At 58.5% G+C, this 24,307-nt stretch carries 23 protein-coding genes; 13 read left to right on the top strand and 10 right to left on the bottom strand.

The annotated features are described in order from the left end of the window. Positions 1–4 precede the first annotated feature (4 nt). From rsxC to metG, 4 genes are read right to left on the bottom strand one after another with little or no spacing between them, the layout of a single operon-like run. Complete coding sequence (rsxC, locus tag FIV08_RS11550) at positions 5–1,822, bottom strand: electron transport complex subunit RsxC (RefSeq protein WP_152438404.1); 1,818 nt, start codon at positions 1,820–1,822, stop codon at positions 5–7. After that, complete coding sequence (rsxB, locus tag FIV08_RS11545; RefSeq protein ID WP_061332676.1) at positions 1,822–2,400, bottom strand: electron transport complex subunit RsxB; 579 nt, start codon at positions 2,398–2,400, stop codon at positions 1,822–1,824. The genes rsxC and rsxB overlap by 1 nt, the downstream gene beginning before the upstream one ends. Positions 2,401–2,415: 15 nt before the next feature. Continuing rightward, positions 2,416–2,997 carry an electron transport complex subunit RsxA gene (gene rsxA, locus FIV08_RS11540; protein ID WP_058090326.1) on the bottom strand — a complete coding sequence of 194 codons (582 nt, stop codon included), beginning with the start codon at positions 2,995–2,997 and terminating at the stop codon, positions 2,416–2,418. Between the two features lie 24 nt (positions 2,998–3,021). Beyond that, complete coding sequence (gene metG / locus FIV08_RS11535; protein WP_152438403.1) at positions 3,022–5,058, bottom strand: methionine--tRNA ligase; 2,037 nt, start codon at positions 5,056–5,058, stop codon at positions 3,022–3,024. A gap of 180 nt (positions 5,059–5,238) precedes the next feature. Between metG and apbC the strand changes: the two genes are divergently transcribed. From apbC to FIV08_RS11515, 4 genes are all read left to right on the top strand, one after another. Further along, complete coding sequence (apbC, locus tag FIV08_RS11530) at positions 5,239–6,339, top strand: iron-sulfur cluster carrier protein ApbC (protein WP_152438402.1); 1,101 nt, start codon at positions 5,239–5,241, stop codon at positions 6,337–6,339. A gap of 300 nt (positions 6,340–6,639) precedes the next feature. Continuing rightward, the gene (dcd, locus tag FIV08_RS11525) at positions 6,640–7,206 is read left to right on the top strand and encodes a dCTP deaminase (RefSeq protein WP_022990087.1); all 567 of its coding nucleotides are present in this window, start codon (positions 6,640–6,642) and stop codon (positions 7,204–7,206) included. Then, positions 7,203–7,802 (top strand): YjaG family protein, encoded by a 600-nt coding sequence (locus FIV08_RS11520; protein WP_106693700.1) that lies wholly within the window; start codon positions 7,203–7,205, stop codon positions 7,800–7,802. The genes dcd and FIV08_RS11520 overlap by 4 nt, the downstream gene beginning before the upstream one ends. 65 nt (positions 7,803–7,867) lie before the next feature. Beyond that, positions 7,868–9,139 carry a valine--pyruvate transaminase gene (locus FIV08_RS11515; RefSeq protein ID WP_152438401.1) on the top strand — a complete coding sequence of 424 codons (1,272 nt, stop codon included), beginning with the start codon at positions 7,868–7,870 and terminating at the stop codon, positions 9,137–9,139. A gap of 23 nt (positions 9,140–9,162) precedes the next feature. On the opposite strand, the gene FIV08_RS11510 is transcribed toward FIV08_RS11515, so the two are convergent. From FIV08_RS11510 to purM, 3 genes are all read right to left on the bottom strand, one after another. After that, entirely contained in the window at positions 9,163–9,912 is a 750-nt protein-coding gene (locus FIV08_RS11510; RefSeq protein WP_152438400.1) for a DUF3108 domain-containing protein, read from the bottom strand. A 72-nt stretch (positions 9,913–9,984) separates the two neighbouring features. Beyond that, positions 9,985–10,647, bottom strand: coding sequence for a phosphoribosylglycinamide formyltransferase (purN, locus tag FIV08_RS11505; protein ID WP_152438399.1), 663 nt, complete (start codon positions 10,645–10,647; stop codon positions 9,985–9,987). After that, on the bottom strand, positions 10,644–11,708 hold the full coding sequence (gene purM, locus FIV08_RS11500) for a phosphoribosylformylglycinamidine cyclo-ligase (RefSeq protein WP_072677039.1): 1,065 nt from the start codon (positions 11,706–11,708) through the stop codon (positions 10,644–10,646). The genes purN and purM overlap by 4 nt, the downstream gene beginning before the upstream one ends. Positions 11,709–11,941: 233 nt before the next feature. On the opposite strand from purM, the gene FIV08_RS11495 reads away from it, so the two are divergent. Genes FIV08_RS11495 through FIV08_RS11475 form a run of 5 tightly spaced genes read left to right on the top strand, consistent with a single transcriptional unit; the run spans position 11,942 to position 15,651 of the window. Beyond that, on the top strand, positions 11,942–13,201 hold the full coding sequence (locus tag FIV08_RS11495) for a DUF2066 domain-containing protein (RefSeq protein ID WP_152438398.1): 1,260 nt from the start codon (positions 11,942–11,944) through the stop codon (positions 13,199–13,201). A 26-nt stretch (positions 13,202–13,227) separates the two neighbouring features. Beyond that, positions 13,228–13,782, top strand: a complete 555-nt coding sequence (locus tag FIV08_RS11490) for a CDP-alcohol phosphatidyltransferase family protein (RefSeq protein ID WP_152439649.1) — start codon at positions 13,228–13,230, stop codon at positions 13,780–13,782. Then, entirely contained in the window at positions 13,779–14,477 is a 699-nt protein-coding gene (gene hda / locus FIV08_RS11485; RefSeq protein ID WP_152438397.1) for a DnaA regulatory inactivator Hda, read from the top strand. The genes FIV08_RS11490 and hda overlap by 4 nt, the downstream gene beginning before the upstream one ends. A gap of 39 nt (positions 14,478–14,516) precedes the next feature. Then, on the top strand, positions 14,517–15,314 hold the full coding sequence (locus tag FIV08_RS11480; protein ID WP_152438396.1) for a ParA family protein: 798 nt from the start codon (positions 14,517–14,519) through the stop codon (positions 15,312–15,314). Positions 15,315–15,324: 10 nt separating this feature from the next. Next, positions 15,325–15,651: a YqcC family protein gene (locus FIV08_RS11475; RefSeq protein WP_152438395.1), complete on the top strand. Its 327-nt coding sequence runs from the start codon at positions 15,325–15,327 to the stop codon at positions 15,649–15,651. A 21-nt stretch (positions 15,652–15,672) separates the two neighbouring features. Here the strand turns inward: FIV08_RS11475 and nadC are convergent, their stop codons facing one another. Beyond that, positions 15,673–16,512, bottom strand: coding sequence for a carboxylating nicotinate-nucleotide diphosphorylase (gene nadC / locus FIV08_RS11470; protein WP_152438394.1), 840 nt, complete (start codon positions 16,510–16,512; stop codon positions 15,673–15,675). A 224-nt stretch (positions 16,513–16,736) separates the two neighbouring features. On the opposite strand from nadC, the gene FIV08_RS11465 reads away from it, so the two are divergent. The 4 genes from FIV08_RS11465 (at position 16,737) to FIV08_RS11450 (ending at position 22,809) form a co-directional block, all read left to right on the top strand. Beyond that, complete coding sequence (locus tag FIV08_RS11465; protein ID WP_152438393.1) at positions 16,737–19,058, top strand: DUF1631 domain-containing protein; 2,322 nt, start codon at positions 16,737–16,739, stop codon at positions 19,056–19,058. A 96-nt stretch (positions 19,059–19,154) separates the two neighbouring features. Further along, positions 19,155–19,775, top strand: a complete 621-nt coding sequence (ampD, locus tag FIV08_RS11460) for a 1,6-anhydro-N-acetylmuramyl-L-alanine amidase AmpD (protein WP_152439648.1) — start codon at positions 19,155–19,157, stop codon at positions 19,773–19,775. Further along, positions 19,776–20,663: a regulatory signaling modulator protein AmpE gene (gene ampE, locus FIV08_RS11455; RefSeq protein WP_152438392.1), complete on the top strand. Its 888-nt coding sequence runs from the start codon at positions 19,776–19,778 to the stop codon at positions 20,661–20,663. It begins immediately after the preceding gene. A 115-nt stretch (positions 20,664–20,778) separates the two neighbouring features. Continuing rightward, the gene (locus tag FIV08_RS11450) at positions 20,779–22,809 is read left to right on the top strand and encodes a methyl-accepting chemotaxis protein (protein WP_152438391.1); all 2,031 of its coding nucleotides are present in this window, start codon (positions 20,779–20,781) and stop codon (positions 22,807–22,809) included. 32 nt (positions 22,810–22,841) lie between these two features. On the opposite strand, the gene FIV08_RS11445 is transcribed toward FIV08_RS11450, so the two are convergent. Together FIV08_RS11445 and FIV08_RS11440 are read right to left on the bottom strand one after the other, a co-directional pair. Continuing rightward, on the bottom strand, positions 22,842–23,399 hold the full coding sequence (locus tag FIV08_RS11445) for a cob(I)yrinic acid a,c-diamide adenosyltransferase (RefSeq protein WP_061332692.1): 558 nt from the start codon (positions 23,397–23,399) through the stop codon (positions 22,842–22,844). A 23-nt stretch (positions 23,400–23,422) separates the two neighbouring features. Further along, positions 23,423–24,307 (bottom strand): ketopantoate reductase family protein, encoded by an 885-nt coding sequence (locus tag FIV08_RS11440; RefSeq protein ID WP_152438390.1) that lies wholly within the window; start codon positions 24,305–24,307, stop codon positions 23,423–23,425.

Raw genomic sequence — 24,307 nt, 5'->3', positions numbered from 1 at the left:
TGGGTTACTCGGAGGACGCATCCGAGGTGTTGGCGGCCATCTGGCCCCGGGCCTCGGCCAGGGCCTCGCGGGCCCGTTCCACCCGGTCGTGATTCTTGGCCACAGCCCGTTCCAGCTTCTCCACGTTGTCGGCCTGCTGGGCACGGGCTTCATCCAGCATCCCTTGCATGGTGCTGAGTTTGGTTTCGGCCTGCATCAGCTGTTTTTCCAGCGTTTCGATGTCCGGCTGCTCAACAGCAGCGGGCGCCGGTTCTGCTGCCTGGGCAGCCTTGGCTTTCTTGCGTTCCAGGGCCTGTTGCACCAGTGCTGCCTTTGCCGCCCGCTCATCGGTGGCTTCACCCTCGGCAACCGATTGTTCCGCTTCGGCCTGTTTCTGAGCCTGGGCTTCGGCGGCCGCCTTTGCCCGTTCCTTGCGCCGCAGTTCTTTCTCCTGCTGTTCCCGCTCCAACCGGGCCTGGCGGGCTTCAAAGCGCTCGCGGGCGTGGTCGGATTTCAGCTGCTCTGCACGCTGCTTGCGGATCTCATCCTTGGCGTAGCGGTAGTACTGAACCAGTGGAATGGAGCTTGGGCAAACGTAGGAGCAGGCGCCACACTCGATACAATCAAACAGGTTCAGGTGTTCCGCTTTCTCGAATTCGGAGGCCTTCGAGTACCAGAACAGCTGCTGGGGCAGCAGTTCCATCGGGCACGCCTCGGCACACTGGCTGCAGCGGATACACGGCTGTTCCGGTGGTGGTGCGGGCAACTCGTCAACGGTGGCGGCAATGATGCAGTTGGATGTTTTAACCAGCGGTATGGTGTCTGTCGTGAGGGTGTACCCCATCATGGGCCCGCCAAGCACCAGTCGGTTCAGCTGGCCCTCCTGCAGGCCGCCACTTTCCAACAGGTAACTGACCGGAGTGCCCACCAGTATCTCGAAGTTGCCCGGCTCCCGAATGGCCTTGCCAGTGACGGTGACAATACGAGAGATCAGAGGCTTACCTTCGAAAACAGCCCGGGACACCGCCATTGCGGTACCGACGTTCTGGCACATTACCCCGATATCGGCAGGAATGCCTCCGCTGGGCACTTCCAGGCCGGTCAGAATCTGGACCAGCTGCTTTTCCCCACCGGACGGATACTTGGTGGGAATCACTGCAATCTCAATCTGGGTGCCCTGAACCGCTTCCCGCATGGCGGCAATGGCCTCCGGCTTGTTGTCTTCGATACCGACCACACAGCGGGACGGCCGAAGAATCCAGGCCATCACTTTCAAGCCATTGACAACCTCTGTGGCGCGTTCGCGCATGGTCATATCGTCGGCGGTGATGTAGGGCTCGCATTCAGCGCCATTGAGGATCAGGGTTTCGACTTTTCGGTCTCGGGGCGGGCGCAGTTTGATGTCGGTAGGGAAGCCGGCGCCGCCCATACCGGCAATGCCCGCTTCCCGGATCAAGTCCAGTACCGTCTCCCGGTCCAGTTTGTGATAATCGCCGATGGGCTCAAGCTGGCACCACTGGTCTTCACCATCGGGTTTCAGCACCACGCACAAGTCAGACATGCCAGAAGGGTGCGGAACCGGTCGCAGTTCGATGGCTTCAATAACGCCAGATGTAGACGCATGCACCGGCACGCCCATGCCAGTGGTGACATCGGCAATCTTCTGGCCTTTGAGTACACGCTCGCCAACCTCAACAATGACTTCAGCCGGCTCACCGATGTGCTGTTGTAACGGAAGTACCAGCCGCTCGGGTATGCCGGCCATGCGAATGGGGCGGCTGGTGGACTGGTGTTTGTTTTCAGACGGATGAACGCCGCCGGAAAAATCCCATAGTTGCGTCATCAGGCACGGGCTCCCTGGCGATCAGTAGCAATAATGGTTGGTTCCGGAGGAGACCAGGTCCAGCTTCGGATGTCTGGCTCAATGGTGACCATGTCAATACAGTCCACGGGGCAGGGCTCCACACACAGGTCACAGCCTGTGCACTCGCTCTCAATAACGGTGTGCATATGTTTTGCGGAGCCAAGAATGGCGTCCACCGGGCAAGCCTGAATGCATTTGGTGCAGCCAATGCATTCGTCTTCGCGAATAACCGCAACCCGCTTGGCCTGAGCCACACCATGTTCGGCGTCCAGCGGCTGAGGTTCCACATCCAGCAGGTCGGCCAGCGCCTTGATGGTGGTTTCACCGCCTGGCGGGCATTTGTTGATGGCATCACCGTTGGCAATGGCTTCGGCGTAGGGGCGGCAGCCGGGGAAACCGCATTGGCCGCATTGGGTTTGAGGCAGCAGAGCATCTATCTGCTCGACCAGGGGGTTGCCTTCAACCTTGAAACGCTCCGAAGCAAAGCCCAGCAATCCGCCGAACACCAGGGCCAGGGCGAGCAGTACCACAACGGCAATCAGGAAACTTGTCCACATAAATCAACCGCTCCGTCAGACCGCAACCAGGCCAGTGAAACCCAGGAATGCCAGCGCCATCAAGCCTGCGGTGATCAAGCCGATAGACGCCCCCCTGAAGGCCACTGGTACATCCGACACGGCAATCCGCTCCCGCATGGCGGCAAACAGCACCAGCACCAGCGAGAAGCCTGCAGCAGCGCCGAAGCCGTACAAAACCGATTCAACGAAGTTGTTGTTCTTGTTGATGTTCAACAGCGCCACGCCAAGCACCGCACAGTTGGTAGTGATCAGCGGCAGGAAAATGCCCAGTACGCGGTAGAGCAGGGGACTGGTCTTGCGGACCACCATTTCGGTGAACTGAACCACCACGGCAATCACCAGGATAAACGTGATGGTTCTCAGGAACGCAAGATCAAGGGGTTCCAGCAAATAGGTGTAAGCCAGGTAACTGCACACCGATGCAAGAGTCAGCACAAACGTGGTGGCCAGGGACATACCCATGGCGGTTTCCAGCTTGCCGGAAACCCCCATGAACGGACATAGCCCCAGGAACTGCACCAGTACGAAGTTGTTCACCAGAATGGTACTGACCAGTATCAGCAAATACTCTGTCATCGGAGTGTCTCTGCCTGTTGCTGCTTACATGACCCGCATGCCGGGCGTGGCACCGGAATCGGGCGACAGAATGAAAATCTCTTTACCCCCGGGGCCTGCCGCCAGGACCATGCCTTCGGACATGCCGAACTTCATCTTCCGGGGTTTCAGGTTGGCCACCATCACGGTCATACGGCCTTCCAGATCTTCCGGTTTGTAAGCTGACTTGATACCAGCAAACACATTGCGCTCGCCATGCCCCACATCAAGAGTCAGGCGAAGAAGCTTGTCTGCGCCTTCCACATGTTCGGCTTTGACAATCTTTGCCACGCGAAGATCCACTTTGGCGAAATCCGGGAACTCAATTTCATCGGCAACCGGCTCCAGATCCTGCGCAGGTTGTTTGTTGGTGTCGCCCAGCGCCGCTGGCAGCTCTTCTTTAGAGGCATCCAGCATTTTCTCGATCTGAACCATATCCACCCGGTTCATCAGCGGCTTGAACTTGTCGATACCATGATCTTCCAGAAGTTCATGGCGGCGATTCCAGTTCAGCCGGTCATTCAGGAACGACTCGGAGGCCTGGGCCATCTTGGGCAGTACCGGTGCCAGGTAGGTGATCAGCAGGCGGAACATGTTGATGGCGTTGGTGCAGATGGCCTGTAGCTTGTCATCCTGGCCTTCCTGCTTGGCGATCACCCACGGCTGCTCGTCGTTCACGTACTGGTTGGCAATGTCGGCCAACTCCATGATCCGGCGCATCGCTCGGCCGAACTCGCGGGTTTCGTAGAACTCGGCGATCTGTTCGCCCGCATCGATAAACTCTTTCAGCTTGTCCTGTTCGGTGACCTTGCCCAGCTTGCCGTCAAAGCGCTTGGTGATGAACCCGGCGCTGCGGCTGGCGATGTTCACCACCTTGCCCACCAGATCCGAGTTCACCCGGGCAGCAAAGTCTTCCAGGTTCAGGTCCATATCATCCACACCGCCAGTCAGCTTGGCGGCGAAGTAATAGCGCAGGTATTCCGGGTCCAGATGGTCCAGATAGGTGCGGGCCATAATGAAGGTGCCGCGGGACTTGGACATCTTCTTGCCGTTGACCGTGACAAAGCCATGGGCCCAGACCGCCGTTGGCGTGCGGAAGCCGGCATCGTGGAGCATCGACGGCCAGAACAGGGCGTGGAAATTGATGATGTCCTTGCCGATGAAGTGGTACACCTCGGCGGTGGAATCCTTCTTCCAGAAATGCTCGAAATCAATGCCCTCGCGGTTACACAGGTTCTTGAAGCTGGCCAGGTAACCGATAGGTGCGTCCAGCCAGACATAGAAATACTTGCCGGGCGCGTCCGGAATTTCGAACCCGAAATAGGGCGCATCCCGGCTGATGTCCCACTCCTGAAGGCCCGCATCCAGCCACTCGGCCAGCTTGTTGGCCACCTGCGGCTGCAGGGCACCACTGCGGGTCCACTTGCTCAGGAAATCGTGGAACTCCGGCAGCTTGAAGAAATAGTGCTCGGATTCTTTTTCCACCGGGGTGGCACCAGACACCGCAGAGCGCGGATTGATCAGCTCGGCAGGGGTGTAGGTGGCGCCACAGGCTTCGCAGTTATCGCCGTACTGATCTTCCGCCTTGCACTTGGGGCATGTGCCCTTGATGAAACGGTCCGCCAGGAACATCTGCTTTTCAGGATCATAGAACTGGGTGATATTGCGGGTGGCGATATTCCCGTTCTGCTGGATCTGGCGGTAAATGTACTCGGAGAAAAACTGGTTCTCCTCCGAATGGGTGGAATAGTAGTTGTTGAAACGGATATGGAAGCCGGCAAAGTCTTCCTGGTGCTCCTGACGAATCCGGTCAATCAGCTGCTCGGGGGTAATCCCCTCACGCTCGGCCCGCAACATGATGGCGGTGCCATGGGCATCGTCGGCGCAAACGTAGTAGCAGTTGTGGCCACGCATATTCTGATAGCGCACCCAGATATCGGTCTGAATGTATTCCAGCAGGTGCCCCAGATGAATGGGCCCGTTGGCGTAGGGCAGGGCGCTGGTAACCAGGATATCGCGCTGTTGCTTGCTCGCTTGCGTCATGGTGATGTCCGAACCTTATGTTGAGTCGGGTTGGAAAGACAAAAACGGGGTTCCGGCGACAATCGCAATTGATTGTTCCAGGTAAAGACCCCATATGGTCAGAAACGGGCACAGATGATACCTTCCAAGCCATCATTTTTCACCTGCATTCAAGCTTATGAGCTTATTCCGGAGACCCCGATGACCCAGATTTCCCAACAGGCCCTAGAAACCGCCGTCAAAGAATACCGAGACCCCTATCTCAACAAGGACCTGTACGCACTGGGTGCCGTGAAAAACCTGACCGTCGACGACAACGGCAAGGTCACCCTGATGGTGGAACTGCCGTACCCCTCCAAAGGCATCGCTGGAGGCCTCAAACAGATCGTAGCCAACGCCCTGGAATTTGTGGATGGCGTTGAAAGCGCCGAAGTCCACGTAGCCCAGAAAATCCACAGCTACAAAACCAACAAAGACCTCCCGGCCGTACCCGGCGTAAAAAACATCATCGCCGTCGCCTCCGGTAAAGGCGGCGTCGGCAAATCCACCACCGCCGTCAACCTTGCCCTGGCCCTGCAGGCCGAAGGCGCCCGGGTTGGCATCCTCGATGCCGACATCTACGGCCCCAGCATCGGCATGATGCTCGGCGTACCCGAAGGCAAACGCCCGGACGTACGAGAAAACAAATACTTCGTCCCCATGCAGGCCCACGGCCTGCAAGCCAACTCCATGGCCTTCGTCACCACCGACAAAACCCCCATGGTCTGGCGCGGCCCCATGGTCAGCGGCGCCGTCATGCAGCTGCTCCAGCAAACCCTGTGGGATGAACTCGACTACCTCATCATCGACATGCCCCCCGGCACCGGCGACATCCAGCTCACCCTGGCCCAGAAAGTCCCGGTCACCGGCGCCGTCATCGTCACCACCCCCCAGGACATCGCCCTGCTGGACGGCAAAAAAGGCATCGAAATGTTCCGCAAAGTCGACATCCCGGTGTTGGGCGTGGTCGAAAACATGAGCGTGCACATATGCTCCAACTGCGGCCACGAAGAACCCCTCTTCGGCCACGGCGGCGGCGAACGCATCGCAGAAGAATACGAAACCACCCTCCTGGGCCAGCTCCCCCTGCACATGACCATCCGCGAACAAACCGACAGCGGCGCCCCGACCGTCGCGGCTGAACCGGATTCCGAAGTGGCCAGACGGTACCTGGATATCGCCAGAAGGGTGGGGGCGGAGCTGTCTACCCGGGAGCGCAATCTTGGTGGGACTATCTCCAGTGTTTCTGTCACGGAACACTGAGCCGCCTGTTCAGTTAGTCTTGCCCTAAGCCTGTCTGATTAATCAGGCCCGTCGTAAGGCGATTCCTGAGCAGTCTGCGTAGAGGAAGTGAGGGGCGCTTTCCAAAAATCTCGGAGGCCATGGATGGCCGGAGCGAAGCGCACATGGATGTGCTCGTAGCGTTTTTTGGAAAGCGCCCCTCACTTCCTCTGACTCCAAGCTCACAGGCTACAGCGAGCACGAACGCCGAGGCTTCGACAGTCACCGAAGTACAAGGTAAACTACGCCCCAATTTTTCCCAGCTGGAAACGAGAATTCACCATGAGCATCAAGTCCGATAAGTGGATCCGCCGGATGTCCGAACAGCACGGCATGATCGAACCCTTCGAAGCCGGGCAAGTTCGCGAAAACGAAAAAGGCCGAGTCATCTCCTACGGCACCTCAAGCTACGGCTACGACGTACGCTGCAGCAACGAATTCAAAATCTTCACCAACGTCCACAGCGCCACCGTAGACCCGAAGAACTTCGACGAAAACAGCTTCGTCAACTACACCGGCGACGTCTGCATCATCCCGCCGAACAGCTTCGCCCTGGCGCGCACCGTGGAATACTTCCGCATCCCCAGAAGCGTACTCACCATCTGCCTGGGCAAAAGCACCTACGCCCGCTGCGGCATCATCGTGAACGTTACCCCGCTGGAACCGGAGTGGGAAGGCCAGGTCACCCTGGAATTCTCCAACACCACCAACCTGCCAGCGAAAATCTACGCCAACGAAGGCGTCGCCCAGATGCTGTTCTTCGAATCCGACGAAATCTGCGAAACCAGCTACAAAGACCGCGGCGGCAAGTACCTTGGCCAGACCGGCGTGACCCTGCCCAGGACATGAACGCCAACCAGTTTCTTAAAGCCGTCTCACAACTGCAGGGCTGGCGCGAATGCGCCTTCCTGCTGGCCCTGGCCGAACGGGCCTTTCCCAACTACGCCCTGTTCGCTGATGCCGTCGGCATGAAAAGCGGTGGCAAAATGCGCCAGCTGCTTGACCTTGCCTGGGACACGCTCCAGCAGGAGGCCACCGAAGCGGCCATCCCCCAGCTGCTCACCAAGCTCGAAAGCCTGAGCCCCAACGTTGACGACTACGACGCCTACGGTGTGTACCCGGCCTTCGACTTTTGCCAGTTGCTGGAACAGGCACTGCTCAACCGCCTGAACCCCAACAAACACCGGGCAACTGACGCATCCCAGCTGGCCACCAGGACCATTATGGACTTCGTCGAAATGTCCGAGGGTGAAGAGCTGGATGAAGACCAGCTGGTACGCCTTTTTGAACAGCACCCGCTGCTCAAGGAAGACAAAATCTTCCAGCGTGACACCGTACTCGCGCTCAAGCGCCAGCGCACGCCACTGGAAGACTTTATCGCCGAACTCAAGGCGGATGCTGCCAACGACGGCGTCAGCAATCTCGGTATTTCCCTCGATAGCTGAGCCGTTCCGGCTCACGCTACACTTATCAGCTACCTATTGAATTGCCTGTTGAACGGATAAGCGCCATGAAACTCTCTGCTTTTGGTCGTAAGTTCACCGCCGACGCCGGTATCACCTCCCTGATGGATGACCTGGGTAACGCCATGGCCTCCGGTGAGGGGATGATCATGATGGGAGGCGGTAATCCCGGGCATATTCCCGAGATTCAGGAACGGGTGCAGGAAATTCTGGCGGGCATCGCGGCAGATGAGGGGCAGATGCGCCGGCTGGTAGGGATTTATGATCCCCCCCAGGGTGAGAAGCAGTTTATCGCCTCGCTGGCGGAGTTGCTGAACAAGGAATACAACTGGGGGCTGAAGCCCGAGAACATCGCGCTGACCAATGGCAGTCAGGCGGCGTTCTTCATGCTGTTCAATATGTTTGGCGGCGACTATGGCGATGGGCAGCGCAAACACATCCTGCTGCCCCTGGCGCCGGAATATATTGGCTATGCCGATGCTGGTATCGAGCCCGGTCTGTTTCAGGCGGTCAGGCCCGACATTTCCTTCACCGACGCCCATGAGTTCAAATACAGGGTCGATTTCGATGCCGTGGAAGTCACCGGTGAAACCGGGGCTATCTGCGTATCCCGGCCCACCAACCCGACCGGCAATGTGGTCACTGATGAAGAGCTGGCAAGGCTCGAAGGCTTGGCCCGGCAGCACGATATTCCGTTGATTGTCGACGGCGCCTACGGCACACCGTTCCCCAGCCTGCTTTTTGTGGACGCCCAGCCCACCTGGAACGAGCAGATCATTCTTTGCCTGAGTTTGTCCAAGCTGGGTCTGCCGGCGGCTCGCACGGGTATCGTGATCGCGGCGGAGCCGATCATCAAGGCGCTGTCTGGCATCAACGCCATCATGAACCTGGCGACCGGAAGTTTTGGTGCCATGCTGGCGGAGCCATTGGTGCGGTCCGGTGAGATCCTGTCACTGAGCCGTGATGTGGTTTGTCCGTTCTATAAAGCCAAGATGGAGCGGGCTGTGGAGGTTTTTCGTGACGCCATGGGTGAGGACAGTTGCCGCTGGTACATCCATAAGCCAGAAGGCGCGATGTTCCTGTGGCTGTGGTTTCCTGATCTGCCGATTTCCAGCCTGGAGCTGTATCAGCGGCTGAAGCAGAGAGGGGTGCTGGTGGTGTCTGGCCACTATTTCTTCCCGGGCTTGCCGGAAGATGACTGGCGCCACCGTCACGAATGCCTGCGCGTAACCTACTCTCAGGACGACGCACAGGTGGCAGAAGGGCTGAGGATTATCGCAGATGAGGTAAAAGCGGTCTGGGCGGAAACCGGCCGCTAGGGCCGGAGCCGCCCGAGGGGTAATCAGTCCCGAATGGTCGCGTCTTTCAGCTTCAGCTCGTATTCGCTGCCATCCGGCTCCACCTGCAGTAATCTGAGCAGCAGGTGGCCCTGGTTCGGATCTATCCACATCAGCGTCTGGCGCTTGGAGTCCTCGCCTCGCACCTTTTCCACCTTCAGGGTTTGTGTTGTCTGGCCATTGGTGTTGATGGTGCTGTCGTCGTCAACAACCGCAAAACGATCCTCGTTATAACGGCCTTTATCAATGATGTTGTAAGTCAGGTCCCGTTCACCGGCTTTCAGATCCTGGTGCATCTGCAGCTGGAAGCCCAGTGGGTCCAGGGCCCCGTCCTTGAGCTCCAGTTCAAAGGATTTGCCCCGGTACTTCCCTGTTGCAATACCTGTCTGCCAGTCGAAATCTATGGACTGTTCCCGATTCCGAATCATCAGGCCTTTGAGGCTGTAGCGGTAGCGAAGCGGAACCACGCGGTCATCTTCCCAGAGAAGGACCACCGATTCGTCTATATCTGCAATAAACGACCTTACCTGTGTGCGATACAGCCAGACATTATTGCCCTGATCGGTCAGGGTGCGCGTACCAGCACCGCTGAGGCTGATGCCTTTTGACATGGACGCAGAGTAGGTGGCCTCGTGGGGGAAGAGGGCTGGGGTCGTGTCTTGAGTATCGGCTGCGGCAACCGTTAACGAGGCCAAGCCGAACCAGAGTCCGGCCAGCCAGGTAACGATGCGCGAGGATGCTCTGAGTGTCTTCATCCGGAGCCTCTTTCACTGTAGGTGTTTGCGACAGTGTAGCTTTTCAAAAGCCCGAGGGGGATGACAATCTGTTCAGCTGGCGGGTAAGCGCATGGGTTGTGACAGGGGGGCGCCATCAAAGAGCACGCCGTCACTCGCCAGTTGAATCCGGCCTTCACAGAACCAGCGAACCACGATCGGGTATAGCACGTGCTCCTGTTGCTGAACCCGCTCCGCCAGTGAGTCAGGCGTATCGTTTTCCAGCACGGCTACCTCGGCCTGGGCAATCACCGGCCCGCCGTCCAGTTCTTCGGTTACGAAGTGGATGGACACGCCATGCACCCTGTCGCCAGCCTCCAGTACCCTCTGGTGCGTGTTCAGGCCGGTATAAGCTGGCAGCAGGGATGGGTGAATGTTCAGCATCTTGCCGCGGAAGGCCCGAACAAAGTCTTTGGTCAGAATCCGCATGAAGCCTGCCAGCACAATCAGATCCGGGTTGTGGCGGCGGATCTCGGCCATCAGGGCACCGTCGAATTCCTCACGGCTGCCGTAGTCCTTGTGATTGATCACAAAGGTTTTGATGTTCGCCTGGGCTGCCCGTTCCAGGGCAAAGGCACCGGGTTTGTTGCAGCCTACGGCCACAATGTCGCCCGGGAAGTCCCTGTTCCGCGAGGCGTCAATCAACGCCTGCAGGTTGGTGCCGCTGCCGGAGGCCAGTACCAGGATGGTCGGGAGTGGCGCGGGATCAGCCTTCATGCCGTGAGTAATCCCGGTGCGTAGCGCACTTTAGGCTCATCATCGGCTGAGCCGGCCGCTTCAATGACGCCTACCTGCCATACTTTCTCGCCCATGGCGTTAAGGGCATCCATGGCCAGCTCTTTCTGGTCGGCGGGAACGCAGACAATCATGCCAATACCGCAGTTAAAGGTGCGGTACATTTCCTCACTGGCGACACCGCCGGAGTTTTGCAGCCACTGGAATACCGGTGGCAGTTCCCAGCTCTGGGTGTCGATGGCTGCAACGGTGCCAGCCGGCAGCACTCTGGGGATATTTTCAGGCAGGCCACCGCCGGTGATGTGAGACAGGGCCCGCACGTCCACTTCACGAATCAGTTGCAGTATGTTCTTCACGTAAATGCGGGTGGGCGCCATCAGCGCGTCAGCCAGGGTGCTGTCGCCCATGGGCTGGCTCAGGTCGGCACCGCTGACTTCAATGATCTTGCGAATCAGTGAGTAGCCGTTGGAATGAGGGCCGGAAGAGCCCAGGGCCAGCATCACATCACCCGGCTGGGTGCGGCTACCATCGATGACTTCGCTGCGCTCCACAATGCCCACACAGAAACCGGCCAGGTCATAGTCTTCGCCTTCGTACATGCCGGGCATTTCGGCGGTTTCGCCACCCACCAGTGCACATCCGGACAACTCGCAGCCCTTGCCGATGCCATCCACGACCTGGGCGGCAATATCCACGTTCAGCTTGCCGGTAGCGTAGTAATCGAGGAAAAACAGGGGCTCTGCGCCGCCTACGATCAGATCATTCACGCACATGGCGACCAGATCAATGCCGATGCTGTCGTGCTTTTCGAGTTGCATGGCCAGGCGCAGTTTGGTGCCAACGCCGTCGGTGCCCGAGACCAGTACCGGCTCCCGGTAACCGGCCGGGATGGAAACCATGGCGCCGAAGCCGCCAAGCCCGCCGAGGACTTCGGGGCGGCGGGTACGGGCTGCCGTGTTCTTGATGCGGTTGACCAGATCGTTACCTGCGTCGATATCAACGCCGGCATCGCGATAGGTGAGGGAAGGCTTCTGTTCGCTCATGGAAATGTAACCGTTGGCCTGTGGGTCAGGCGGCGGATTTTAACAGGTGCGCACGGGCGCTCCAACCGGAATTCGGCAATGCGTGCAAATATTCAGGGTACATCATTGCCAACCTGCAACGGGGCCTTGCTACTCTCGCATGTGGTGATGGTGTATCCTGTGCGCCAATCATGGGAACGGCAGGGTGTTACATGACTGGAACGGAAAAAAATGACGTTCGGACTTTCCGGGCAATGACTCTGTGGCTGGTAATGGCCGGGGCATTGTCAATGCTGTTGGCCGGGACTGCGTCGGCAGTCACGGTGTCGGGATTGTATAATATTGAGGTGGCGGTCGACGGTACTGGCCCAAATGATCTTCAGACAGGTTATGCCGAGGGTTTGCGGCGGGTTTTGGTCAGGGTTTCGGGCACGCGGGACGTACTGCAACTTGAGGGCGTAGACGATGTGCTCAAAGACGCAGAATCCCTGCTGCTGTCCTACCAGGTACGTCGTGAGCGTGGCGAGTCCCGGTTGCAGATGAGCTTCGGGGCGGTTGGCGTCAATCGCGCCCTGGCTTCGATTAATGCCCCGGTCTGGGGCGCCAATCGCCCGCTCACACTGGTTTGGGCTGCGATTGAAGACCGCGGTGAACGCAAGCTGCTGACGGCAGCAGCGGATGACGGCGCACAGGGTGACAGCGCCGTTGCGGATTGGCGCAGGGCATTCCAGGCGGCAGCGGAAGAGCGCGGCTTGCCCCTGGCCTTCCCGCCGCAGAGTGTCCAGGGAGACCGGGCGCTGCTGTCGGATCTCTGGGGCCAGTTTGTGGGCCGCATTAAGGAAGCATCGTCGGATCTGTCTCATGATGCCCTGGCATTGATGCGTGTTAGTCGCTCTGGTGGCCAATGGCGCGCAGGCTGGGTCTTCGACGGTATGAGCATGGATGCTTCTGAACAGTCGGTGACCGCGGCAGACCCGGAAGAACTCGCTCGGCGTGCTGTTGGTCGCTGGGCCGATGCATATGCCAGCCGCTACGCGGTTGCTGCCGGCGAGGTAGGTGAGGCTCCGCGTGTGGATATCGTTCTGGAGGGGGTGAATTCCCTGGCCGACTACGGCAATGTCGGAAAAGCGCTGAACAGCTTTACGCCAGTGGTGTCTGTCGGTGCCTCCCGAGTGCGTAACGAGCGTATGACCGTTCAGGTGACCTTTACAGGCGAACTGGACCAGCTGAAAGAGTACATTGCGCTTGATCCCCGCTTTGTGGTCATGGAGGGGCAGCCAGAGGAAACTGCACCTGCACCGCGTAGTGCGACCTCAGTAGCGCCAGTTGCCGAACCGAACGGTGCTGAGGAACCGGGCGAGGCCGGCGACCAGTACCCGGAGGGTGCCATGTTCGTTTACCAGCCACTCGATGACGGCGACGAACAGGATGCCGAGCAGGCGTTCGAATCCCTGTACCAGGTGCTTTACTATCGCTGGCAGCCGGCTCCGGTTGTCCGTGGTGGCGGCAGCTAGGCGACGGCGGAGGTCTGCGCGTGACTTTGCAGCGTTGGCGATGGATTCCCAATGCCCTGACATTCCTGCGGATACTGCTCATTATTCCGTTCGCGTGGGCATTGCTGGAGGGGAATTATCGCCAGTCGCTGTTGATTTTCTTTCTTGCTGCCGCAACTGATGCTTTGGACGGCTTTCTGGCGCGGCAGTTTAATTGGCGTTCCCGGCTCGGAGCCATTGCCGATCCGCTGGCTGATAAGGCATTGCTGATCACCGCTTACCTGATGCTGACCATCACCGGAATTATTCCGCTTTGGCTCTTCGCACTGGTACTTGGCCGCGATCTGGTCATTGTCGGCGGTGCATTGATGTATCACTATGGTGTTGGCCGTTTTGAGATGGAGCCGAGTATTCCGGGCAAGATCAATACCTTTATTCAGATTCTCGTGGCGTTGGCGATTATCATTCTGATGGCGGACCTGCCAATGCAGCCCTGGGTAATGGACGTTGGTATATGGCTGGTTGCCTTGTCGGCCATATTCAGCGGCTGCCATTACATTCTGATTTGGGGTGCGCGCGCTTGGAGAGCCAAACGCTCATGACCACGTCACAGATGGTTCTCGGGGTGAAGCTCCGTGACGACGCCCGGTTTGATAACTTCCATGGCGATCGCAATCTAGATGCGGCGCTCCGGCTGGAGGCGGTTTGCACGCAGCCGGCCGGAGCACCTGTTGTGGTGATCTGTGGTGACTCCGACACTGGCAAAAGCCATTTGTTGCAAGCGGTCTGTCATTTTGCCGAGCAGCGGGGCCAGAGCGCTGTGTGCATCAGTATCGGTGAGTTGATGCCGTTTGGGCCGGAGGCGCTTGCGGGATTGGAAGGGCATGATGTGGTCTGCCTGGATGATCTTGACTTGATCGCGGGTGATGCTCACTGGGAGGAGGCCGTTTTCCATCTGTACAACCGGATTCTGGACCGCCAGGGGCTGTTGATGGTGACCCTGTCGGAGGTGCCGGCGGCGTTGCCGTTTGGTCTCGCTGACCTTGGTTCCCGGCTGGCACACGGCTTATTGGTTCAGCTCGGTGTTTACCGGGATGAAGACCGGTCAAGAATTTTGATGGCCAGGGCCGAGCAGCGTGGTCTGGTGATGAGCGATGATGTGGCCGGATTTATCATGCGCCGGGCTCCGCGCCGCCTTGGTAAACTGCTTGGGATTCTGGACACACTGGATGAGAACTCCCTGCAGGCCCAGCGGAGATTGACCATTCCGTTTGTGAAGTCGGTAATGGGATGGTAGTGACGGATTTATAACGATAAAGGCCATTGGAGAGACGACATGAGACGGGTTGTATTCAATCAGAAAGGCGGTGTGGGTAAGTCCAGCATCACCTGTAACCTGGCGGCGATCAGCGCGGCCCGGGGCAAGCGCACCCTGGTGGTGGATCTGGATCCGCAAGGCAACTCAACACACTATCTGCTGGGCAAGCCGGCGTCTGAACTGAAAGATACCGCAGCGGACCTTCTGGAGCAGACCGTTGCCTTCAGTATGTTCACCCGCCGCCCGGATGAGTTTGTGCATGCCTCATCTTTCAATAATCTGTTTGTTCTGCCGTCCAGCCCGGAGCTGGACTTCCTGGAGCGCAAACTCGAAGCCAAGCACAAGATCTACAAGCTCCGTGAATTTCTGAAAAAGCTCAGCGAATCTTTCGATGAGATCTACATCGATACCGCGCCCGCCCTGAATTTCTACACCCGCTCGGCTTTGATTGCGGCTCAGCGGTGTTTGATTCCTTTCGACTGTGATGATTTCTCACGTCAGGCGTTGTACAACATTCTGCATGAAATCAAAGAGCTGCAGGAAGATCACAATCAGGAGTTGGTGGTGGAGGGTATCATTGCCAACCAGTTCCAGCCGCGTGCCAGCCTGCCCAAGCAGCTGGTGAAAGAACTCACGGAGGAGGGGTTGCCAGTGTTGCCGGTGCGGCTATCCAGCTCGGTAAAAATGAAAGAATCCCATCAAAGCCGGCAGCCGCTCATTCACATGGCGCCCAAGCACGCCTTGACCCGCCAGTTTGAAGACCTGTACCGGGTATTGCATGGAGAGTCGGTTGAACTTGAGCCCTTGGCCGACTGATCAGGTGACCATGAGTAATCGAGTGGATCAGGTAACCGATAGCCTGTTGAGAATCGAGATTGAGCTCCGGCGGATGGACGTCTGGGAAGCGAGCCCACCACCGGAGCATGCATTCCAAAGTACCCAGCCGTTTTGCCTCGACACTATGGAGTTCACCCAGTGGCTGCAGTTTGTCTTCTTGCAGAAGATGAAGGCGCTGGTGGAGGCGGGGCAACCGTTACCCGCGGTGTCTGGCATTGCGCCCATGGCGGAAGAGCATTTCCGGGGGCGGGCGCAGTCAGGCCAGCGCCTTGTTGAGGCGCTGGAAGAGATGGACCGGTTGTTGTCTGGTCGTTGAGTTCGACTCCAGGCGGTGGAATCAGTCCAGCCGCATGGAGAGGTCGATCGCCCTGACGTCTTTGGTCAGGGCGCCGATGGAGATGTAATCCACCCCGGTTTCCGCCACTGGTACCAGTGTCTGGGCATTGATGCCGCCGGAAGCTTCCAGTTTTGCCTTGCTGGCGGTAATTCGCACGGCTTCAACCATGTCCTCAAGCGAGAATTCATCCAGCATGATGATGTCGGCGCCCGCGCTCAGGGCCTGATTTAGCTCGTCCATCGATTCCGTTTCTACCTCCACCGGGCGGCCCGGTGCAATGCGCCGGGCTTCACTGATGGCGTTGGCAATTGAGCCGCAGGCGGCAATGTGGTTTTCCTTGATCAGAAAGGCATCCCACAGGCCCAGGCGGTGATTGTGGCAATCCCCGCATGTGACTGCGTACTTTTGCGCCAGTCGCATGCCCGGCAGGGTTTTCCGGGTATCCAGTAATCGCACTCCGGTATGGGCGACCTTCGTCGCGTAGGCTGCGCAGGTGGTGGCGACGCCAGACAGTGTTTGTAGCCAGTTAAGGGCGGCTCGCTCTGCGGTCAGAAGTGATCGGGCCCGGCCCGCCATCCGGAAGATAACGTCATCGGCCGCCAGATCATCGCCGTCTTTGAAAAACCAGGTCAGTTCAACTGCCGGGTCCACCTGCCGGAATACTTCTTCAACCCAGGCTCGTCCGGACAGGCGTGCCGGTTCGCGAGTGATCACCCGGCCGGTTGCGGTTTTATCCGCCGGAATCAGCATGGCGGTAATGTCGCCATCACCAATGTCCTCGCGAAGGCTTTGGGCAACGGATTCAATAAGGGCCTGGCGGAGCAGTTCAGGGGCAATCATGTCGGGTTTCCGGCGGTCTGGATGAGTTGAAATCTGCGAGCCCGGCAATTCTACTGCCAGCCTGCCGTTTCGCAAAATGCCCTGGCCAATAACTGCTAAAATGTGACGCAGGTCGTTGTTACACAAAAGGTGACAAATTCTGACACAAGGTGACGATGATCGGCCGTATCATGTCATTAATAGAAATTCCTAGCGATATCGCCGATCAACACCGGAGCATCTCCATGGCGCACGATAACAAGGTTGTCCATTTATCCGGCCAGAAACCGGTGGGCCGGTTTTCGCTTCCGCCTGCTCTTATACGGTTACGTGACGCATCCGGTCAGTCTCTGAAATCTGTGCTGGGGTCTTTCTTCGAGCAGGCAGACGACAGTCTGTTCGCCCTTGCGGATCGGGCTGGTTCTAATCAGGACCAGACAGCGTACTTCGATGCCATGCGGGAGCTCAGACTGCGCCGCAAATCCATGGCGGTCTCGATGCTTCAGTATGTCAGCCAGGCCTTCAATGAATTTGGGCGCTTCAAACCCTCGCACTCCGGCTCTGCCCTTGAGGAAGTCGATCAGGATTCCCTGAGCCTTCTGGATCACTCAGAACTGGAGCAACAGGTCGCCATTGATAATCTGGTGACCAAGCTGCGCAATCGCTACCAGGAGCCGGTCCGGATGCTGGCCGCTCGGGTGCGCCACCTGATGCCCGAGATTCAGATGTCTGATGATCAGATGCCCCTGAGCCCCGAGGTTATCTGTGGCGGAATCGCCGAGGCCTGTTCTGACCTGGATATCGATATTCGTGCCAAGCTGGTTGTGCTCAAGCTTTTTGAGCGCCTGCTGGTGGACAAACTCGCAGCCCTGTATGACCAGGCCAATAAAACTCTGATAGCCGAAGGCGTGTTGCCCGATATGCGCCGGGCACCTGTCGGCGGTTCGTCGCCCCAGCCAAAGAGGCCGGTGCCACAGGCTGGAGCCCCGGCTTTGTCGCCAGGACAGGCAGGTGCCGAGCAGGGGGGGAGTGGTGCTGCCAGTTTTCCCACGTTTTCGGAATTGAGTGCGTTGCTGCATCAGGGAGAGACATCTTCCGCCACAGGCAGTCTGCCCGCGGGTGGCGTGACACTTGATACTGGCGGGTTGATGGCCCGGCTCAGTGATCTGCAAGGTTCTCTCACCCAGGTATCCGGGGTAGAAGTGGTGCCATTGCGCCAGCAGATTGTCTCGGTCCTGCAGGAGCCCGGCGGCAAGAAAGCGACGTTGGGCCAGGTTGACGGCGATGTGGTCAATCTCGTATCAATGCTGTTCGATTTCATACTGGAAGATCGGCAATTGCATCCGGTGATGAAGGCGCTGATCGGGCGTTTGCAGATTCCGGTCCTGAAGGTTGCCCTGAGCGATCGTAATTTCTTCAATCGTGGCGGTCATCCGGTTCGCAAATTGTTGAATGAACTCGCACTGTCGGCGATAGGCTGGTCCGAAAAGCGCCAGGGCATGCGGGACCCGCTCCGGGAAAAAATTGAAGAAGTGGTTGATCGTGTCCTGAATGAGTTCACCGACAATGTCGAATTGTTCGAGGAGTTGCTTAAGGATTTCGGCCACTTTATGGATCTGGACCGGCGCCGTCGTGAGCTGGTTGAGCAGCGTCTTCGGGACGCTGAGGAAGGTCGGGCTCGCCAGGAACGTGCAAGCCAGGCGGCCACCAAGCTCATTCAGGAAGAAACAGCCGGCCGTGATATACCAGCTGCGGTGATGCAGATTCTCAGCGAGCCCTGGACTCGTTACCTGCAATGGGTGGTACTGCGTCAGGGCGAAGAAAGCGAGCAGTGGCAATCCGCCTGCGCGGTCACCGAGCGCCTGATCTGGAGTGTGGACCCAAGGCCGGTATCGGATGAAACCCGCTCTGAGCTGCTTCGGGCAATACCGGAGGTGGTCGAGGACCTTCGCAGTGCTTTGCAGGAAATTTCCTGGGACCCGTTCTCAACCGACGCTGCCATTCGTGACCTGGAGCTGGCTCACGTTGATGTTTTCCAGAAACTGGTAACGGCACCGGTCAGCGACGCCCAGAAGGTGCCAGAAGACCATGCCATGGCCGAAGAGGAGCTGGATCAGCCGGAACAAATGCTGGCGCCTCCGGAACCTCAGGTGGATGCCGGTGCCCCAGAGCAAGTCGCGCAGCCTGAAATCGAACCGGTCGTGGCGGAGAGCGTTCAGAGTGACGCGCAGCCGGCAACGGAAGCGCCGGTGGCTGCTGAAGAAACGCCGTCTGCTCCGGTTGTTGCGGCGGAATGGCTGGCCCGGGCGGATCAGCTCCGGGTTGGCTCGTGGATCGAGATGGTGCGCGATGATACCCGTGTGCGCTGCAAACTGGCGGCCTTCATCAAGGCAACCGGCAAGTACATTTTTGTCAATCGCAGCGGCGCCAAGGTGGCAGAGTACCATCGGGATGATCTGGCGGTGGCGCTGCAGGAAGGCGTTATTACGCTTCTCGACGACGGCCTGATTTTTGACCGGGCGCTGGAATCCATCATCGATAACCTCCGCCATAGTCGAAAGGATTGAAGGCGCGAATCCGCACCGTTCCATCCATAGCATCCACCGTCGCTTTGTGATTCAATCGATTGAACATCATAAAGCGACAGTGGATACGCCTTGCCAATCTCTGACCCTTTCAATCAAGACTGCAAGCATAACAACGACTCCCTCTCCAGCCAGGCTGAACAGTTAAGGCTGACCGGCCGTTACCCTGGCAGCCGATGGGTGCCCTCGCCGAATTTTGGCGCAAGGCCAGAGGGCTCTGCCATTTCCCTGCTGGTGGTTCACAACATCAGCCTGCCTCCCGGGCAATTCGGGGGAACGGAGATTGAAGACTTTTTCTGTAACCGGCTTGACCCAGCCGCCCATCCCTATTTTGAAACCATCGCCGCCATGCAGGTCTCCGCTCATGCCCTGGTACGTCGTGATGGTTCCGTTGTGCAGTTTGTCAGTTGTTTGGACCGGGCGTGGCATGCCGGCCGGTCCTGTTTCGACGGCCAGGAAGAGTGCAACGATTTCTCTATCGGTATCGAACTGGAGGGGGCAGACGATATTCCCTATACGCCCGAACAGTACCGGACACTCGCAGACTTGGCGCGGTTGACCATGATGGCCTGGCCCAAAATCAGCGCCGAGCGCATTACCGGCCACAGCGATATTGCGCCTGGCCGGAAGACTGACCCTGGTCCAGCGTTCGACTGGCGGTATTTTTCGCAGCTGTTGGCCCATGAGGAGATCGCCTGAATGGTGTTTGTCGTGTTTCTTTTGGCCTACCTTATTCGGCGTCAGCTGGATAGCCGGAACCGGCTTGATGGCGACGTGCTTTGGCGTGTCTGGTTTCACCGGGGCGCGAAAATCCAGGCCGGTAAGGAGGATGCCATTACCTCCGGGCTGATCTGGGTTCTGCTGCCCGGCCTGGCGTTGGTGGGCGTTGTGTGTCTGCTGGAATGGTATGGGTTCAGGCTGGCGGCCTATCCGCTGGAGCTGATCGTGCTAGTGTTGCTGATGGGAGCGCCGGGTTGGCGGCACCAGTTACGTGACTATTCGGAAGCCTGGAGCCGGGGCGACATGCAGGCTGCCTGGCGACATATCCAGAACCGGTTGCCACCGGAAGAGCGGGGCGCTGCGCTGTCACCAGAGGCCATGCATCTGTCGTTATCCAAGGCTCTGGTGATCGGGGTTTTCGAGCGGTTCTTCCTGGTGGTTTTCTGGTATGTGGTGGGTGGAATAGGTGCAGCCCTGGTTGCCCGTGGCCTGGTGGCGTTGTCTGAGCAATGGCCGCAGCAAGCGGCCCGCGCCCGATTCCGCACCCTGGCTAATCTGGCCAGCTGGATTCCTGCACGCCTGCTGTCCTGCACGCTGGGGCTGGCCGGTGATCTCGCGGGCTGGTCGAGGGAAGCGAAGAAAGTCCTGCCCGGTTTTGGAAGAAAAACCTCGGAAGTCCTCATGATTTCCGCAAACGGGTCGTTAACCGGTTATGCGCTTGATCCCGCCCAGTTCGCGCGGTTGCACCCGGACGAGTGGACAAGTTTTGGCGGGCGTAGCCTGGCGGCCATACGGGGATTGTTGAACCGAAGCATGCTGGTGTGGATCTGCGTTGCCGCATTGCTGGTCATTGCCGGGGTGGTCTGAGGAGTGTCATAAAACATTACAGAATAACACTTAAAGGTGATTAAGTTTTTCCGACCTTGGGCGATAATCAAACAAAGAATAAAGATTCAGTTATTAGAATCAGCGAGAGGGCACCGTGAAATATTTGATCAATCCAGCTGTTAGCCTGATGAATCGGCTGCCCATGGTCTACAAGTTCAGCCTAATCAGCATCTTGTTCCTGGGCCCAATCATTGTCCTGTCGTGGTTGGTTATTTCCAGCCTCAATCAATCCGTTCAAACCATGACCCGCGGTATCGAGGGTCTTGCCGATCTTCGCAAGGTAGACCAGCTATTGTCTGCGTCTATGGCTTATCGTGACTATCAGGCACCGGGTGTCCTGAAGGATGAAGACGAACTCCTGGGCAAGGCGGGTGCGGCGGCGGAGCAGATTGATGGCCTGTTTTCCGACCTTGTGGGGGACAACCGCTCGTTCGATTCCTCTGGCTCCTGGAAGGATCAGGTTCTGGCCCTGCAGGCGGAGTGGGAACAACTGAAGCAGGATGACAATTACCAGGGCAACATCGACCCTCAGTTCAAGTACTACCACGAGTTTGTCCAGAAGGTGCTGGCGCTGTTGCCGGCGACTATTGAAATTTCGGGGCTGGGACAGGATGCCTCCCGGGAGAATCTGTTGTTGCTTGGGCTGGTGCGCAATGCGCTGCCTGAGGCGAGGACGGTTGTTGGAAGGGCCCGATCTTACGGTATCTTTGCCCTGGTGGATGGCCAGGTGGGTTATAACCTGAGTGAAATTCTGAATGAAATCTATGACCAGCTGACCAACCGCAGTTCCCTGCTGTCGCCTGCCTTGTCGGTTGCGGTTGAGACCTCGCCCAAGCTGTCAGGCAGAGCCGGTGGCACTGTGACGCGGGTTGATGAAAGCCTGATGGCGCTGCGCGAGCAGCTGGACCTGAACATCATCACCCCGATGCGCCTGGAGCAGCCCTGGCAGGAATTTGATGCCACCGTCTCCAACCAGCTGGACTACTACGATTCACTCAATGACAGCATTTTCAATGTGGTTTCCGGCAACCTTGAACAGCGCCTGCAGCGGGAGACCGGTCAGCGCAGGTTGATTGTAGGTGCCCTGATCGGCGTGATGCTTCTGGTGGTGTACCTATACGTTGGCTTCTTTATGTCAGTGAGAACCGCCATCAACCGGTTCAGTGAGGCGGCTCGCAGCGTCGCCGCTGGTGACATGACGGCGCACATCCAGCTGAACAATCGTGATGAGCTGGGCGAGCTGACCACCGAATTCAATAACATGACAGACCGGATTGCCGAACTGATCCGCTCTGTCAGCGGGACCACGAATGATGTTGACAGTCAGGCGGTGAGGGTTAACGAGACTGCCGCAGCCAACAGTGAAGCGGTGGCCCGCCAGATGGAAGAGACCGGCCAGATCAACGAAGCCATGGGGCAGATGGTGGAGGCGGTCAACGAGGTGACTGAAAGTGCCCACCGGGTAGCGGACAGCGCCGGTAGTGCAGAGCGTGATACCGAGACGGGCCGACAGGTTGTGGCGGCTACCGTGCAAACCATTAACCGTCTTGCGGCAGAAATCGCCGGTGCGGTAGAGGTAATCAATCGGGTCAGTTCAGACAGCGACAACATCAGCCAGGTGTTGGTGGAGATCAAGGCCATCGCCGAGCAGACCAACCTGTTAGCGCTGAACGCTGCCATTGAAGCGGCCCGGGCCGGTGAACAGGGGCGCGGTTTTGCGGTGGTGGCTGATGAGGTGCGCTCACTGTCTCAGCGCACCCACAAATCGACCGAAGAGATTGAAGGCATGATCTCCCGCCTGCAGGGTGGCGTTAAGGAAGCGGTCTCGGCCATGACCTCCAGCCACGATGCCACGGAGCAAACGGTTCAGAAATCCGGTGAGGTGACAGAAGCGCTGGACCGCATTGCTTCGGGCATCTCTGAGATTGTGGATATGAGCCACCAGATTGCCCAGGCTGCAGAAGAGCAGTCTGCGGTGGCCAAGAACGTCAACGCCAACGTGGAGCGTATCGGCGAGTTGGGGCAGAGCACCGCTTCCAACGCCGAGGAGACGCTTGCGTCGTCCCGCCAGATGTCTGAGTTGACGGCATCGCTTCAGCGGCTGGTAGAGGCGTTCAAGGTATAAGGCAGGTGCCTTTGATCAGAAAAATCCGGCCCTCAGAGGCCGGATTTTTTTTGTTCCCAGAGAATTTCCTGGCTGCCATCCCGGCGGGCCAGCACGCGGGCAATGACAAACAGCAGGTCAGACAGCCGGTTCAGATAGTGGCGGGACGCAGTATTGATGGAATCTTCGTGGCCCAGCGCTACCACCACGCGCTCTGCGCGACGGCAAACGGCCCGGGCCAGATGGCATTGTGCGGCGGCAGGGCAACCTCCGGGCAGAATGAAGTTCTTCAATGGCGGCAAGTCGGCATTATGCTCATCCAGGGTCTGTTCCAGCCAATCAATGTGGTCGTCGCTGATGACCTTGCTGCCAGGAATTGCGAACTCGCCGCCAAGATCAAACAGGTGGTGCTGAATCCGCCGGAACGTCTCGATCAGGCCGTCACCGGCTGGTAGCGTTTCAATCAACACTCCGATGTGGCAGTTGAGTTCATCCGCCATGCCCATGGCTTCCACGCGCTGGGCATTCTTGGCGATGCGGTTGCCATCGGCCAGCCCGGTAGAGCCGTCGTCACCGGTGCGAGTGTAGATTTTCGACAGGCGGTTGCCCATGTGTTTGCTCCCTGAATAAGTGATCAGTTCAGTTGTTGTACCCGTTCGGTGAGCATTTGGTTCACCGGTGTTGCAATGCCGTGCAGTTGGCCAAGCCTGGCCAGGTAACCGTTGATGAAGTCGATTTCCGTGGGGCGACCTGCCAGCACATCCGCGCGCATGGAGGAGGTGTTGGTGGCGGTTCTGCGGGCGACCGCCTCAATGCTTTCGCGCAGGGCTTCCGGCGTGTGTTCCGGTTGCCCGACGGCAGCCAGCAGGTGGCTGATTTCCCTGCACAAGGGGGTAATCCACCGTTGGTAAAACGGTCGCTCCAGTATCTCGCCGTTGGGGCAATCCAGTACGGCGGTAAAGGCGTTGATGCCGGCATTGATTACCAGTTTCTGCCAGAGTCGGCCAAGTATGTCCTGTTCAGGGTGAACCTCAAGGCGGCTCTCGGCAAGCTGCTGCGCAACCCGGTTCACCAGGGGTTGCCCGGTAGGGTTTAAAGCACCTACCCAGGTAGCGCCGCAGCCCGCGTGAACGGTCAGGCCTTGCTCGGGCCGGTTGGCGCCTTCGGTGGTGGAGGCTGCCAGCACCGGGCGTTGCGGCCAGGTTGCGGCAACCTGCTGTTGGCTGCCCAGGCCGTTCTGGAACAACACAATGGGTGTCGAACTGGCAATAGAGGGCAGGGCAGCTTTGAGGGCTTCGAGGGTATCGCCGGCTTTGGTGGTCACCAACAACAATTCAGGTGACTGACCGCGCTGCAGCCAGGGAACAGTGACGCTGAAGGATTCGCCTACGAGGGGTTGAAAACGGTAGCGGGCGGGTTCGGGCGCCTGGCCCGGGCGGGGCACAAACGCTACCTGCCCGGCAGGTAGCGTTGCGGCCCAGAGCCGGCCCAGAGAGCCGGCGCCGAGGATGGCAATCAT

This window comes from Marinobacter sp. THAF197a (assembly GCF_009363275.1).
Classification (GTDB): Bacteria; Pseudomonadota; Gammaproteobacteria; order Pseudomonadales; family Oleiphilaceae; genus Marinobacter.
This window is presented reverse-complemented; position numbering and strand designations above follow the sequence as displayed.